The sequence below is a fragment of the Micromonospora coerulea genome (assembly GCF_016598485.1).
GTDB lineage: Bacteria > Actinomycetota > Actinomycetes > Mycobacteriales > Micromonosporaceae > Micromonospora > Micromonospora coerulea.
In genome coordinates this window covers 152,304-165,483 of sequence record NZ_JAEMUW010000012.1, presented here as the reverse complement: position 1 = coordinate 165,483, position 13,180 = coordinate 152,304, and the positions used below count along the sequence as shown (strand labels likewise).

Below are 13,180 nucleotides of genomic sequence, written 5' to 3'. Positions count from 1 at the left end.
TCTCCGTCCCGTCAGGCGCGGTAGCGGCGGGCTTGCTCAATGACATCGCGGCCGTCTGCGTCTTGCTGGCGGGGCGCGTAGCCGACCTTGCGCAGGGCGGCCATCGTGTCAGCCGTGCTGGCTTGGCTGGCCAGTACGGTCGGGGCGAGCAGACGCAGGTTGAGCTTATCCAGCCGTTTGTCGGCGCAGATCTGCGCCAGCAGCGCGGTGTCGTCGCCGACCAGAGTGCTGGCCACGGGCGCGACCCGTACCGACCCGTGCTGGCGGGCGACGTCGGCCAGCAGGTAGACCAGCGGTTGCGGCAGTCCGCCTTCGGCGATCGTCGTCAGGGCTTTCGTAAGGCGGTGCTCGGTCCAGCCCGCGTCGTACGCGGCGCGTACCGCCGCTGGGCTGAAGCGCCAGATCGTGGCCGTGCCGCGGGACTCTACGACGGCGGTCGCACCGAGGAGCTCTGCCAGCTCTGGGCTCGGTGTTCCCGTCACGACCGCGGTCAGGTCGGCCTGCAGCCGGGCGGTGCGGACGACCTCACCCAGGTCGCCGACGGCCTTGGCGATGTCCTTGCCGGCCAGCAGCGCCTGCCCGGCGGGGCTGATCGCGCCCGCGCCGAGAGCCCCCAAGGTCGTGGCCTCCTCCAGCAGGCCGCGCGCCGCCGTGGCGCCGCCGAAGGCCAGCGGCTGCCGCCACCACATCCAATGCGCCGCCTGCTCGAGGTCCGTCGCCGCCCGGTCACCCAACGTCCGCAGCGCGGCCATCCGGGCGTGCGCAGACCAGGCTTCGTCGTAGTCCGGCACCCACGGCCCAGTCTGCGACGACGGCAGATAGTCCAGCTCGCGCCACGCCTTCAGCATCACAGCCAGCCGCCGGTCCAGACCGAGCTTGAGCCAGCGGTCGTACGCACCGGTCGGGATCACCCGTTCGTCGAGTTCGGCCAGCCCGGCCTCCTCGGCGACCGCCAGCATCAGCCGGACGGTCGGAACCGTCACGCCGAGCGTCCTCGCCGTCCGAGTCAGCTCGCGCACGCCGACGCCGCCGGCCTTGACTGTGGCCAGCGGTTCACGTCCAGCCCCGTCCAGCAGCGCCGACAACAGCCCGACCACGGCAATGCCCTGCGCCTGGGCGTCGCGGCGCACTGTCGCGGGATCCGGCGTATGCCAGGCAACCGGCGGTTCCTGCGGCTGGAACGGAGTTCGGTAGTTCGGTCCTCGCAAAGCGAGCGCGACCTGACCCGCCACCTGATAGTCCTCCCAAGTCACGCGGTAGACCAACCCGTGCTCCTCGGCCCAGTCCAGCGGATGCACCTGGCGATAGTGGCTCGGATACCGGCTACGGTGTGCGATGCCGCTGCCGCCGTAGTGACGGATCCGTCCACCGTCGCGATCAGCCTCCTCCAACACCGCCCGCGTCGCGGTGGGCATCCGCTTGACGAGACCGTGCACGTTGTCCGTATCGAGAAAGAACTCCGCCACCGCCTCCAGCAGGTCCGCCTTGCGGCCCTTCGTAGGCAGCCCCAGGTTGCTCGAGACGACCTTCAGATCATCGATGTTCAACACCGCGGCGAGCTGCCCAGCCGACGGGCCGACACCCAGCGGACGGGCGAAGACCTCTCGCATGATGCCGTTCACCGCGAGCCGGCTCCGCAGCCGCGCGACAAGCCCCGCATCGGCGGCACGCTGCAGGTACGGCATTGCGTCGGCGCCGACCAACGCCGACACCTCCGCCTCGGTGACGACGCCACCCAGCGCCAAAGCCGCCTCCAGCACCTGAAGGGTCGGCAGGTCAAGGCCAGCAAGCTGATCGTATGCATTCACGTGGGCGCTCCTAGGACACACGGCGACACCCTGAATCCAACCTCACGAACCGCATCCCGTGACGCGACCCCCGCCTGCCGCCAACGGCAAAGACGGCGCGACTGACCCGGTTGCCCGTGTCCCAGCCTGGCGCGGCGATTCACATCGGAACGCCCATCCACGGGTCGTCCACCTCGGCCGCGAGTAGCCAGGGCGTCGGGACCTACCCCAGCTCCGCGGAGTCGCAGGCAGCGAGCAGGTGTTCCATGCTGGTGGGCCCGCTGGCGACGTTAACAGCCCGCTCGCCTTCCGCCGGTACGCCGAGACGACCCACTCTGCAATCTCACGCACGCCGATCAGCTGGAGCGCACCGTTGGGCAGGGCGTTTGGCTGAAGTCTTCGTAGCCCATGATGTAGAGCTTCTTGGACGGGTCGAGGGAGTAGGGCACGATTTTGCCGGTTTCGGTGAATCCGATTCGCCGGCAAAAGGCCCGGGCGCGTGTGTTGTCCTCGTGTACGCCCAGGGTGAGCCATGAAGCGTTGGTGTTGTCGCATGCCCACCTGATCCCGGCTTCCATCAACTGGGCCGCCAGGTCGGCCGGTGGACGATGGCGGCGCGCCGCCTGCCGGCACCTGGACGGTATGGGCCGGTACCAAACCGGATCGTCGCATTTTGCGGGGATGGACCGAGAGTCGTCGCGCAGCGTTGCCGGACCGCCGAAGCTGTTGTTGAGCCAGCGGAAGTGCCACGAGCTCGGCTGTTGCCAGAAGAGCCGACGTTCAGCGACCGGTGCGGGCGTCAAGCGGGTGAGACGACAACGTGCTTGGCCTCTGCCATGTAGCGCCGGGCGGCCGCGGAGGCATCGTCCGGGGGGCTCCCGGTTTCGCGCGCACGCATGTCGTACCAGTCCCACCAGTCGTGCGGTGGGGCGACCGCATCAAACGAGCCGTGGTGTTCGGCCGTCTCATGCAGGAGCTGCGCAGGGCCTTCAACGTCCATCAGTCAGAACCTCCTCGGTCGTGCGGACTCGTCACCGTCCGGGTTGCCGCTCCTTGACCTCCTGCAGCAGCCACCCGTTGCCGTCCGGGTCGGTGAACGAGGCGAATGAGGCGTAGCTGCGACGGTCTGGGGCGGGGCCGTCCACCCGTTCTTGGTCGCCGGTGTCGTAGACGTTGTGGTAGACCTCGCTCACCTCGACGCCCCTGCTGGTCAGGTCGGCGCGGGCTTGATCGATGTCGGAGACCACGAGGTAGGTGCCCTGGGCAGTGCCAGGCGCCGCGGGGGTGAGCCTGCGGCCGAGGTGGATCGAGCATGCCGATCCCGGCGGCGTCAGTTGCACGATCCTGAACTTCGGGCCGGCCTCGTAGTCCGCATCGAGCCGCCACCCCAAGCCCTGTTAGAGGCGCGGGGCGCGGTCGACGTCAGCCACAGGGATGACGACGACCTCGAGTTTCGTGGGCGTGGTCGGCTCCTTGACGACGTCCGTTGCGCCGCCCTGATCTTCCTGCGGGGTGCTCATGTCGACCTCCCGTGACGGATGCCCGGTTCGGTTCATGGCCCTGGATGAGCCTCCACCGGCCGGGGACCTGAGCGCCGGCTCCGGGTCATCCGTGACCGGCTGATACGACAATTGTGGCTTGCCGGACACCGCCGATGAGGGCTGTTGGCGCAACACGGTCCCACCTCGGCGAACGCCCGTAGCTGTGTGGTCTTTGCCCTCGCCGGGTTTCCGTCCGGCGGCCGCCTCACGACCCTGACTGCGTACGAGCATCGATCCCTTGAAGTTGACCGATTAATTCACGGGTGACGTGACGTTGATCCCCATGTTTTGATTGAAGTCTATGCGAGCGGGGGAGGTGCGGCCGGCGATCGACTGCGGTAGCGCCAGCACCACCGCGGTGGTGGCGTGGCCGACGGCAGCTGGTCACCGCTGATGTTCGACGGCGTGCCCGCGCTGCCCAGCGCGGTGTTCCTGTCCCCGGACGGGAACCTGCTGACCGGGCAGCGAGCGTGGCAGGCGGCCGTATCCCAGCCAAACCGGTTCATCCCCGCGCCCCGGCGCTCCGCCGAGCAGCGGCTCACCGTCGTCGGCGCGGAGGTCGACGCGCTGGACCTGGTCGTCGCGACCCTGCGCCGTGTCGCCGACGAGTCCCTCGCCGAGGCGACCGCCTGCTGGGGACAACCGAGCCCTACAACCAGATCGGCGGATCGGGAGCTTCATCGGCTCCTCGCACCAGCAGTCCATCAGCCTGCTGCCGGCCGAGGAGCCAGCCGAGTACGGCGGCTTCGCCCTCCACCGTTACCACGCACGGCCGGCCGGCCTTCACCTCCCAACTTCGATGGCGGTCCGTCGGCGCCAGGCGGAGCGCCGGCGCCTCACTGCTCGGCGCGCTTACGACTTGCCGCGCAGGACGGCGCGGCGCTGCTTCAGTTCGTCCTCGCCGATCTCGCCGCGGGCGTACCGCTCGGCGAGCGTGCGCTCGGCGGCGCCGCGGGCGGACTGCTTGGGCGACCTGCGGTAGATCAGGTACCCGATCCCGGACAGGACGAGGACCCAGAACAGGATCGGGAAGACCAGCCACCAACCCGGTCCCCCGCCATTCCAGGGACCGTGCCCGTCCGACCATCCCGGGTACGGGTGGGCGTACACCGTGAAGCTCATCACTTCTGCTGACATTGCAATCTCCTATCGTGTGGGCTGCTTCTGCGCCGTTCCCTGAAATCGTGCGCCGGCCACACCGGCAGCGTCGTCGGTCAGGCAGCGGCACCCGGGGTACGTCGAGCAACGCAGGCCGCTACGGGCACGTACCGCCGCCGAGGTACGGCGTCGCGGCGTTGCGCAACGCCGCGCTGGCCGTGACTGCCGGTTGTCGTGCGCCCACGGCGAGCCGCACCCCGGAACCTGATCCGGAGCACCCTCGGTGTGCGGCTCATCGACCGGGACGCCGTGCAGATCGCGCCACCGGAACGGGACCTGTGGATGGTCGGCGGCGACACCGATGAGGTACTGGTCGGCTACACCCGGGCCACCGGCCGGCCGGTCAACGCCGCCGGTCTGGCCCTCTACCGGCTGTGGTGGAACCTCGCCGACATCGCCCGCCTCATCGACGAGTTTCGCGGCCGCACCGCCCCACCGAGCACAGGACCGCGTCGTGGACCTAAACGGCTGCCTCGCGGATTGAACCCGGTCCGCGGCTGACACGTGTACCCGAAGGGAGACCGTGTGTCTACAAGAGGGGGACGATGTCATGACAGGACGGGCACGGAGATTCGCGATCGCGGCCGCGGTCAGCGTCGTGGTGACGGGCACCGCCACGGGGAGCGCGGCCCTCGCCGATCCGGACGGCACAACCGGGAACACCCTGCACGAGCAACTCACCGGCTACAACGAAACGCCGCTCGCGCTGTCGACGACCGGCGACGGTCAAGTCCAGGTACATTTCGACGAGGGGCGGCAGGAGATCTCGTACGAGCTGAGCTACACGAGTCTCGAAGGCACCGTGACCCAAGCGCACATCCATTTGGGCAGTCCGTCGCAGTCCGGTGGGATCAGCGTCTTCCTCTGCTCGAACCTCGGCAACGGTCCGGCGGGCACCCAGGTCTGCCCACCCGCGCCGGCCACGATCTCGGGGACCCTCCGGCCTGCCGACGTCATCGGTCCCGCCGGGCAGGGCATTGCGGCGGGAGAGTTCGCCGAACTCATCAACGCGATGCGCGTCGGCACCACCTACGTCAACGTCCACAGCACCAAGTACCCGGGCGGCGAGATCAGGTCCCAACTCGGACACCATCACTGACCGTGTCATCCCGAGGGGTGGTGGCCAGCGGGCGCAGCCGGCCACCACCCGCTTGTACGAGTTCGACGATGCGGCCAGCCTGGGTGAAGCGGAGCGTGCGGTGTCCGGCGGAAGCACAGACGCCGGCCGACGTTTCTCAGCACACTCGACGCCGCGGGCTGTAGGTGACCGGCCTCCCGATCCCGTCCGCGGGCAGAAAGCCCGCACCACGGCGTCGGTCCCGTGCCAATGAAGGAACGGGCCGGTAGCTTCACGGCCGGGTGGGCGCGGGTCTACCGTGGTCGCGGAGGACCACTGCATCCGGGAGTGGACAGATGCTCGATGTACGCGACCTCGATCTCGAGGAGATCGCCACCGCGCTGCAGGACCAGAGCGCGTACGAGTACCGCTGGCTCATCGATCCGGCCAGCGGAGAGATCATGATGTGGACGGCCGACGGCGGGATCGACGGGAAGACACCGGTGGACCTCGATGAACTCGATCTGGTTCCCATCGAGGGGTTACCGTCCTCCGTCTGGCACCGCGACATGGCCGACTTCGCCGAGCGGGTCAGCGATGAGCGAGCGGGACGCAGGCTCCTGCGGGCGATCCAGGGCAGGGGCGCCTTCCGCCGGTTCAAGGACGAGCTGTACGAGGAGTACCCGCACCTGCTGCCGGCCTGGCACGCCTTCCACCACGCCCGGGCAACCCGCCGGGCCATCGACTGGCTCCTCGACAACTCCCTCATCGATGACGCCGCAGCGAGCAGCTGCCGGACACAGCATCCCGACCCGGACGTGCCGTGAGACGACCGGCATTCAGCTGTTTGCCGCCGGGTGGAGGCAGCCTGGCTGCGCTCTTCGCTGAGCCTGACTGCCAGTTGCTCGGGCGTCGTCCGCTCGGCTCGGTGATGCGGTCCAATGCGGCGAGTGCACCTGTCCGACCGAACCGGCTCCGGGCGGCATGTACCCGGACGTCGAGCCACTCGCACTGTGCGGTGGCGCCTCGAACGCCGCAATCGCGTCGTCGTACCGGCCGGCGCTGTCGCGATCTCGGCGATCTCATTGCTTCCGCAGCGAGCGCTATCAAATGAGCCGCCGAATGGCGACGATGTCACGACCCCATCCCTCCAATTGGCTGATCTTGATGACGTCTCCGGTTGCTGGAGCCTGCACGATTATCCCAGCAGCGGCACCCGACCGGTGCGTCACGAGCGCTCCGCCGGCCAACCGCTGATGGCGCTGGGCGGGATGCTGGCCTGCAGCGCCTTCCCGATGAGGTGGGCGAGGGTGTAGGTGGGGTCGGCATCAAGGGCCCGGTCGAGGGCGAGTAGGGCGAGCGCGCCGTTGCCGTGTTGCCAGGCGGTGTAGGCGAGCTGGCTGGCGGGTGCAGCGACCAGCCTGGGTTCGGCGCGCCGAGTGATGTCGGTCCATAAGGTGAGCCGGCTGGGGTGGTCGCTGGTGCGGGCGCCGGCGTAGTCCCGGACTTCGCGGTGCTGCAGCAGGATGGTGAGCCAGGCGGCCTCGTCGTCACTGAGCGCTCGCCCGTCCTCGTAGCACTGGTGGGCGTTGCGGACGGTGGCGTATCCGCGTTCGGTCAGGTCCGCGTCGCGCTCGAGCGCCGCCATCTCATACAGCGCCCTGGTGGTGGCGTCGCTCATGCGCTGGCGGGCGTCGCCGTCAACGGCGGCTATCTGGGCGGCGAGGTCGGTCCGGCTGGGCAGGGCGACCATCCCGGCGAGGGTCGCTTCGGCGGCGAGGATACCCCGTCAGCATGCCACCGAACTGACACCCGAATCCCAAACCGGACTCATCGAACAGCAGCTATGAACGGCCGCGCAAATGAAAGCCCGAGGTTAGGGAGCAGTCACAGCAACAGGCCGGCCCCCCGGGGGCATCCCTGGGGGCCGGCCTGTTGCGTGGTGTTCAGGCGGCGGGCCGCTCCGCGATGCGGTCGATCATGCGGTGTAGCTCGCCGACGCGCACGGTGATGACCTTGTCCTCGTCCTGGGCTGCCCTGATTCGGGCTTCGTCGGCCAACTCGCGAAGTAGGTCACTGGGGGTTAGGTCGCGGCGGTCGGCTTCCTCTTCTAGCCAGAGGGCCAGCGCCTCGTCCTGCTTGCGCATCCTGACCGAGTAGGTCATTCTCACGGGCCGCGCCTCCCGTTCCACGGTGGCGCCGGTGAGGTCGATGGGTTCCTGGGAGAGCCTGAGCGCGTCGTCACGGTTCATGGTTGACCCCTGTTCAGCAGTGCCTCGGCGCTGGTGATTTCTGCGCCGGTAAGGTGTCGAGCGGTGACCACCAGGTACTGGTCGTCGCCTTCTTCGATGAGGGTTACCGCGAGGAGCTGGGCGTCGCGGCCACGGCCGATGATCCGCAGGATGGCTCCGATGTGCTGGCGGATCTTGGGATGGGCGTAGCGCAGGACGTAGACCACGTCCTGCCAGGTCACCTTGTTGGCAGCGAGGGCCTTGTAGCTCTCGTCGTCCCAGCGGTATTCCTCATCCACGGATCGAGTATACATCTGTAGACACCACGTCAGGGAGCACTCGCCCAGGGATCTGAGGCCCGCCGCTGCCATGATCATTCACCGGGCCCCGTCGCGCCCTTGGGTATCCGGCGCCGGCGTCCCGTCGATGCGGCCACGCATTGGCATCGGGGAGCAGGACGGGAGCAGTGCGGTGCACTGAATGGCCCTGAACTGCAGGCAAGAGCGCCAAACTGCGTTGGAATGCTCGTGTAGCAACGCTGACGGACGACAGCGCTCGATCACGTGCCGGTGGTGGGCCGGGCGGGGATGGCCCGGCCGATAGTGGACGGCGCCGAGGAGTGCGGTCTTGGCCCGTCGCGGTCCTGCCATGTTGCGGCCAACACGGTCACCAGCAGACCCAGGGTGTCGGTGACGATGAACCGTTTCCGGCCTTTGACCTTCTTCCCGGCGTCGTAGCCCCGGCTGTCCCGGCCGACAGTGTCGGCGCGCTTCATGCTCTGGGAGTCGATGATCCCCGCCGAGGGCTCCGGATCCCGACCCTGCAACACCCGGGCCTTGACCCGCAGCGCGGCCAGGAGCTTGTCTGTCACCCCGGCGTCTTTGCACCGGGTGAAGTGCCAGTACACCGTCTGCCATGGTGGTACATCCGCAGGCAAATACCGCTACGGGCACCCCGAACGGACGACGTACAGGATCCCGTTGACGATCTCCGGCCGGGGATGCTTCTCCCGACGGCCGTCCGTGTTCGGCTCCGGCAACAGCGGCTCGATCAACGCCCACTGGGCATCGGTCAGGTCCGAGGGGTAGCCACGGCGAGGAGACATCCGGGTCACACTGCCCGCCACCCACCTGGATGTCACGCCACCACGCCATCCACATCAGACCATCTCAAGCAAGCCCTTAGGACGCTTCGCGGGCGCGTAGGTCGGCTAGCCACACCTCGGCTAGGTCGCTGAGCGCGACGCCGAGGACCTCGCTGAGGCAGACCACAGTGCCGAACGCGGGTGCCGGGAGCCGGCCCACCTCGATCTTGCGCAGCGTCTCCGGCGAGATGCCGGCCGCCAAGGCCACCTCGACGAGGCTGCGGCCACCTCGCGCGACCCGAAGCGCCGCCCCGAGACGTTGCCCCGCTGCGATCTGTTCCGGCGTGAGCGGTGGGCGAACCATGTCAGCAGGATAGATCCGCCTTCTCGGACCGGCAAAGCCGACCCGGCGGGCGCCCCGACCAGCGTGGTATAAATATACCGCAACGGAGTGGGAAGGGTTGATCGTGATCGAACTTAAATCCGCCGAGGAGATCGATCGGATGGCCGTGACCGGCCAGTTCGTCGGCGAGCTGCTGGCGGAGCTGCATGAGTTCGCCGCCGTCGGGGTCAACCTGATGGACCTCGAGCACCACGCCCGCCGCCGGATCAAGGAGCGTGGCGCCGAGTCCTGCTACTGGGACTACACGCCGTCGTTCGGCCGCGGCCCGTTCCGCAACGTCCTGTGCCTCTCGGTCAACGACGCCGTGCTGCACGGCCTGCCGCACAACTACGCCCTGCGCGACGGTGACCTACTGAGCATCGACATGGCGGTCGGGATCGACGGCTGGGTCGCCGACTCCGCACTGTCCGTCATCGTCGGCATCCCCGACCCGGATGACCTGAGGCTGATCGAGGCCACCGAGGTAGCGCTGAAGGCCGGAATCGACGCCGCGCGGCCGGGCAATCAGCTCGGCGACATCTCCGCCGCCATCGGCGGGGTCGCCCGCCGCTACGGCTACCAGGTCAACGACGAATTCGGCGGGCACGGCATCGGCCGCACCATGCATGAGGCCCCACACGTGCCCAACAACGGCCGCTCCGGCCGGGGCATGAAGCTCAAGCCCGGCCTGACGATCGCGATCGAGCCGTGGTTCTGCCGCAGCACCGACAAGATCAAATTTGATAAGGACGGGTGGACGATCCGGTCGGCGGACGGCTCGCGCTCGGCCCACTCCGAGCACACCGTCGCGATCACCAAGGCCGGCCCCCAGGTGCTGACCCGCCGCCCCGGGCACGACACAAGGCCGGGCAACCGCAGCGCTCAGCCGGCCGCGACGTCCTGACGAGCGCTGCTTTGGGGCGTGCGCGGTCGGACGGAGCAACCCTCGGGCCCGATCGTGGTGGGTTGGACCGCCCCGAGTCTGGTGGAGTCCTCAGACTGCGACCAGCTCCGGCTAGTCGGGCTGTCGGTGAGCGTAGAACATCGATTCGTACTGCGCGGGCGGTGGCCGATCGCGGAGTGCAAGCGGTGGTGGTGGTACCAGTCGACCTACTCTGCGGGTGCTTCTCCCGCCGGCCGTCCGTGATCGGCTCCGGCAGCGAAGCCGAGAACAGCGCCCACTGGGCGTCGGTCAGGTCAGAGGGGTAGCCACGACGCGTAGACACCGCGCCACCCGCCCGGGCCACCGGCGGATGTCATGCCGCCACTCTCTGGACCGAGTTGCCGATACACAAAGTCCACGCCATCTACCGACACGGCCCGGATTGGCGCATCCTTCGGTGGCGCGCTCGGTCCGCCGCAGCCTGACGGTTCACGGCTATCTGAGAGCGGCAGGTGGGATCACTTCATCCGGACGACGACCTTGCCGGCCTTGGCGCGCCCTTCCTCGACGTACGCCAGGGCTTCCCGGGTCGACTCGAATGGGAACACTCGGTCCACGACCGGCCGGATCGTCCCGGCCTCGATGAGGGAGGTGACTTCGCGCAGTTGGTCACCACTGGCCCTCATGAAGAGGAACGAGTACGTCACGTGGCGGCGTCGCGCACGCTGCCGGGTTCGGAAGCTTAAAGCGGTCATCACCAGCCTGACGAGGGGATTCGCTCCCAGTTCCTTGGCGAAGGTGGGATCGGGCGGCCCCGCGATGCTGATGACTTTCCCACCCGGTTTCAGCACCTGCAGGGACTTGTCGAGCGTCTCGCCACCGAGAGTGTCCAGAACAACGTCATAGTCGTGCAGGACCGTCTCGAAAGCCTGCTTCTTGTAGTCGACGACGACGTCCGCGCCCAGATCCTTCACCAAGTCGACCTTTGACGTGCTCGCGGTCGTGGCCACGCTCGCCCCCAGATGCTTCGCCAACTGGATGGCGATGGTGCCCACGCCGCCGGAGCCCGCATGGATGAGGACCTTCTGGCCCGCCTGCACGTTCGCTCGCTCCACCAGGGCCTGCCAAGCGGTCAAGCCGACCAGGGGAATGGACGCGGCCTCCTCCATGGTCAGCGTGGTCGGCTTGGTCGCCACGTCGTCCTGTTGAATCGCGATGAGTTCCGCGAACGCGCCGATCCGGTCCTTGTCCGGACGTGCGTAGACCTCGTCGCCTACCGTGAATCGCGTTACGCCCGCACCCGCTGCGACAACCACGCCGGCCAGGTCATTGCCCAGGACGAACGGCACCCGGTACGGCAGGATCACCTTGAAGTCGCCGTTCCGGGTCCTGAGGTCGAGCGGGTTGACGCTCGCCGCGTGGATCCGAACGAGGACGTCCTGATCGCCCACCTGCGGATCTGGCACATCGCCAGCGCGCACAGCGCTGGCATCCCCGTAGCGCTCGACAACAAAGGCCTTCATCGTTCTCTCCGTCCTCGCGGCGCCGCAGGCGGCAGCGCAAGACTCCCCGCCCGTCAGCGCTCTGTAACCACAAGCCTCGTCTCAGCTAAGAACACTACGACCTGAGTATCGAGAAGTAAACTCAGCTAGTACGATGGGTGCATGGACGCTGGTGTCGACATGCTCTTTGACCGGGACACGACGAATTGTTCGATCGCCCGGACCTTGGAGGTGGTGGGCGAGAAGTGGACCCTGCTGATCCTTCGAGAGGTCTGGTACGGCGCAGCCCGCTTCAGCGACTTCGAACGCATCTTGGGATGTCCCCGCAACCTGCTCGCTGAGCGGCTCCGCAAGCTCGTCGAGCACGGCATCCTGTCCACCGAGCCATACCAGGAGGCAGGCTCCCGCAGCCGACTCCGGTACGTGATCACACCCAAGGGGACCGATCTGGTGCCGGCAGTGCTAGGACTGATGCAGTGGGGCGACCGATACCGCGCCGACTCGGCGGGCCCGGCCATCATCACCCGCCACGACAGGTGCGGCGCCCAACTCTCCGTGCAGGTGCGATGCGAGCACGATCACCACGTCCAGGCGGACGATATCCAAGCCGCACCTGGCCCAGGCTTTCGAATGAAGGCGGACCAGTGATGTGACCAGCGCTCAACGCTCGCCTGTGCATCCACGATGGCGCCCGGCGACGCCGCCACCAAGCCCGCGCCCGGACCAGGCCGCTACCGGCATCAAGCAGCCCAACACCCTAAAGATCAAGATCTACGGCTGGAGTATCAGGACAGGGGCGCCGGATCTACTGCCATCCGGTCTGGACGTCGGCGCCGAGCCCGACGGCTCGACGTCCAGGACCTGCCTCACTCGTTGAGCGAGGTAGCGAAATCCGGCCACGGCAGTCGGCGGGTGGTTGGATGGGAGATCAGGATTGGGTGCGGCAGAAGACGAGGCGCGTTCAGCCAGGAGTGTCGAGCGAACAGAGACGTTCAGCGACGCGGTGCTCGCCATCATCATCACCCTGCTCGTGCTCGACCTGAAGCCGCCCCAGATCGAGCCCGGCCACCTGTTGCGGGGGCTGCTCGAAGAATGGCCGGCGTACCTGGCGTACGCCACGTCGTTCCTCAACCTGGCAGCGATCTGGCTGGCGCATCGCTACGTGTTCGAGCGCATCCGGGCAACCAGCCCGCCGCTGAACTGGGCCAACCTCGCCATATTGTTCAGCTCAGCGCTGGTACCCTTTCCGACCGCCGTGGTCGCCCGATTCCTGAAGGCCGGCAATCAGGGCGACATCCAGACCGCAATCGCCCTCTATGCCCTCGTCGGCGCCCTGATGCTAACCAGCGCATGGATCTTCTACCAGTACGCCGTCCGGCACCCCGAGCTGATCCATGCGGGCGCCGGCAAGTACCTCCGGCAGGAGCGGACCAAGGCAATGATCGGCACCGCGCTCTTTCTCGGTGGGGGCCTGTTCGGGTACGTCTCACCTTGGATCGCGTTTGCGCTCTTTCTCGCCGTACCGCTCTACACCGGCATCACGACCCCTCGTTAA

The 13,180-nt window shown here is 67.9% G+C and carries 17 protein-coding genes and 1 pseudogene; 6 read left to right on the top strand and 12 right to left on the bottom strand.

Features of this window, described 5'->3' with window-relative positions; translation table 11 throughout:
• Positions 1–11: 11 nt before the first annotated feature.
• From I8N68_RS17480 to I8N68_RS17460, 6 genes are all read right to left on the bottom strand, one after another.
• Positions 12–1,808: a helicase-associated domain-containing protein gene (locus I8N68_RS17480; RefSeq protein WP_307812860.1), complete on the bottom strand. Its 1,797-nt coding sequence runs from the start codon at positions 1,806–1,808 to the stop codon at positions 12–14.
• A 335-nt stretch (positions 1,809–2,143) separates the two neighbouring features.
• Positions 2,144–2,590: a GNAT family N-acetyltransferase gene (locus tag I8N68_RS17475; protein ID WP_200211057.1), complete on the bottom strand. Its 447-nt coding sequence runs from the start codon at positions 2,588–2,590 to the stop codon at positions 2,144–2,146.
• Complete coding sequence (locus tag I8N68_RS17470; RefSeq protein WP_200211056.1) at positions 2,587–2,787, bottom strand: bleomycin resistance protein; 201 nt, start codon at positions 2,785–2,787, stop codon at positions 2,587–2,589. The genes I8N68_RS17475 and I8N68_RS17470 overlap by 4 nt, the downstream gene beginning before the upstream one ends.
• A gap of 31 nt (positions 2,788–2,818) precedes the next feature.
• Entirely contained in the window at positions 2,819–3,127 is a 309-nt protein-coding gene (locus I8N68_RS17465) for a VOC family protein (RefSeq protein ID WP_234039952.1), read from the bottom strand.
• Positions 3,128–3,184: 57 nt separating this feature from the next.
• Positions 3,185–3,307 carry a hypothetical protein gene (locus tag I8N68_RS33645; RefSeq protein ID WP_267909602.1) on the bottom strand — a complete coding sequence of 41 codons (123 nt, stop codon included), beginning with the start codon at positions 3,305–3,307 and terminating at the stop codon, positions 3,185–3,187.
• 873 nt (positions 3,308–4,180) lie between these two features.
• A complete protein-coding gene (locus tag I8N68_RS17460) occupies positions 4,181–4,465 on the bottom strand; it encodes an SHOCT domain-containing protein (RefSeq protein WP_200211055.1) in 285 nt (94 codons plus the stop codon).
• 246 nt (positions 4,466–4,711) lie between these two features.
• On the opposite strand from I8N68_RS17460, the gene I8N68_RS17455 reads away from it, so the two are divergent.
• The 3 genes from I8N68_RS17455 to I8N68_RS17445 all read left to right on the top strand — a co-directional run bounded on the left by I8N68_RS17455 (position 4,712) and on the right by I8N68_RS17445 (position 6,370).
• Positions 4,712–4,987 (top strand): hypothetical protein, encoded by a 276-nt coding sequence (locus tag I8N68_RS17455; RefSeq protein ID WP_200211054.1) that lies wholly within the window; start codon positions 4,712–4,714, stop codon positions 4,985–4,987.
• Between the two features lie 97 nt (positions 4,988–5,084).
• Complete coding sequence (locus I8N68_RS17450; RefSeq protein WP_200211053.1) at positions 5,085–5,585, top strand: CHRD domain-containing protein; 501 nt, start codon at positions 5,085–5,087, stop codon at positions 5,583–5,585.
• 314 nt (positions 5,586–5,899) lie between these two features.
• On the top strand, positions 5,900–6,370 hold the full coding sequence (locus I8N68_RS17445; protein WP_200211052.1) for a UPF0158 family protein: 471 nt from the start codon (positions 5,900–5,902) through the stop codon (positions 6,368–6,370).
• A gap of 401 nt (positions 6,371–6,771) precedes the next feature.
• On the opposite strand, the gene I8N68_RS17440 is transcribed toward I8N68_RS17445, so the two are convergent.
• The 5 genes and pseudogenes from I8N68_RS17440 to I8N68_RS17415 form a co-directional block, all read right to left on the bottom strand.
• Positions 6,772–7,326 carry a DUF4192 domain-containing protein gene (locus I8N68_RS17440; RefSeq protein ID WP_307812864.1) on the bottom strand — a complete coding sequence of 185 codons (555 nt, stop codon included), beginning with the start codon at positions 7,324–7,326 and terminating at the stop codon, positions 6,772–6,774.
• Between the two features lie 163 nt (positions 7,327–7,489).
• Positions 7,490–7,795 (bottom strand): hypothetical protein, encoded by a 306-nt coding sequence (locus I8N68_RS17435; protein ID WP_200211050.1) that lies wholly within the window; start codon positions 7,793–7,795, stop codon positions 7,490–7,492.
• A complete protein-coding gene (locus tag I8N68_RS17430) occupies positions 7,792–8,073 on the bottom strand; it encodes a hypothetical protein (RefSeq protein ID WP_200211049.1) in 282 nt (93 codons plus the stop codon). The genes I8N68_RS17435 and I8N68_RS17430 overlap by 4 nt, the downstream gene beginning before the upstream one ends.
• Positions 8,074–8,399: 326 nt before the next feature.
• Positions 8,400–8,861: pseudogene (locus tag I8N68_RS32890) on the bottom strand (IS5 family transposase); the annotation flags it as partial.
• Between the two features lie 94 nt (positions 8,862–8,955).
• Positions 8,956–9,222, bottom strand: a complete 267-nt coding sequence (locus tag I8N68_RS17415; protein ID WP_200211046.1) for a helix-turn-helix domain-containing protein — start codon at positions 9,220–9,222, stop codon at positions 8,956–8,958.
• A 103-nt stretch (positions 9,223–9,325) separates the two neighbouring features.
• Here I8N68_RS17415 and map point away from each other — a divergent pair, with 103 nt between their 5' ends.
• On the top strand, positions 9,326–10,144 hold the full coding sequence (gene map / locus I8N68_RS17410; RefSeq protein WP_200211045.1) for a type I methionyl aminopeptidase: 819 nt from the start codon (positions 9,326–9,328) through the stop codon (positions 10,142–10,144).
• 497 nt (positions 10,145–10,641) lie between these two features.
• On the opposite strand, the gene I8N68_RS17405 is transcribed toward map, so the two are convergent.
• Complete coding sequence (locus tag I8N68_RS17405; protein WP_200211044.1) at positions 10,642–11,646, bottom strand: NADP-dependent oxidoreductase; 1,005 nt, start codon at positions 11,644–11,646, stop codon at positions 10,642–10,644.
• 141 nt (positions 11,647–11,787) lie between these two features.
• Here I8N68_RS17405 and I8N68_RS17400 point away from each other — a divergent pair, with 141 nt between their 5' ends.
• Positions 11,788–12,273: a winged helix-turn-helix transcriptional regulator gene (locus I8N68_RS17400; RefSeq protein WP_200211043.1), complete on the top strand. Its 486-nt coding sequence runs from the start codon at positions 11,788–11,790 to the stop codon at positions 12,271–12,273.
• A 286-nt stretch (positions 12,274–12,559) separates the two neighbouring features.
• Positions 12,560–13,180 carry a TMEM175 family protein gene (locus tag I8N68_RS17395; protein ID WP_200211042.1) on the top strand — a complete coding sequence of 207 codons (621 nt, stop codon included), beginning with the start codon at positions 12,560–12,562 and terminating at the stop codon, positions 13,178–13,180.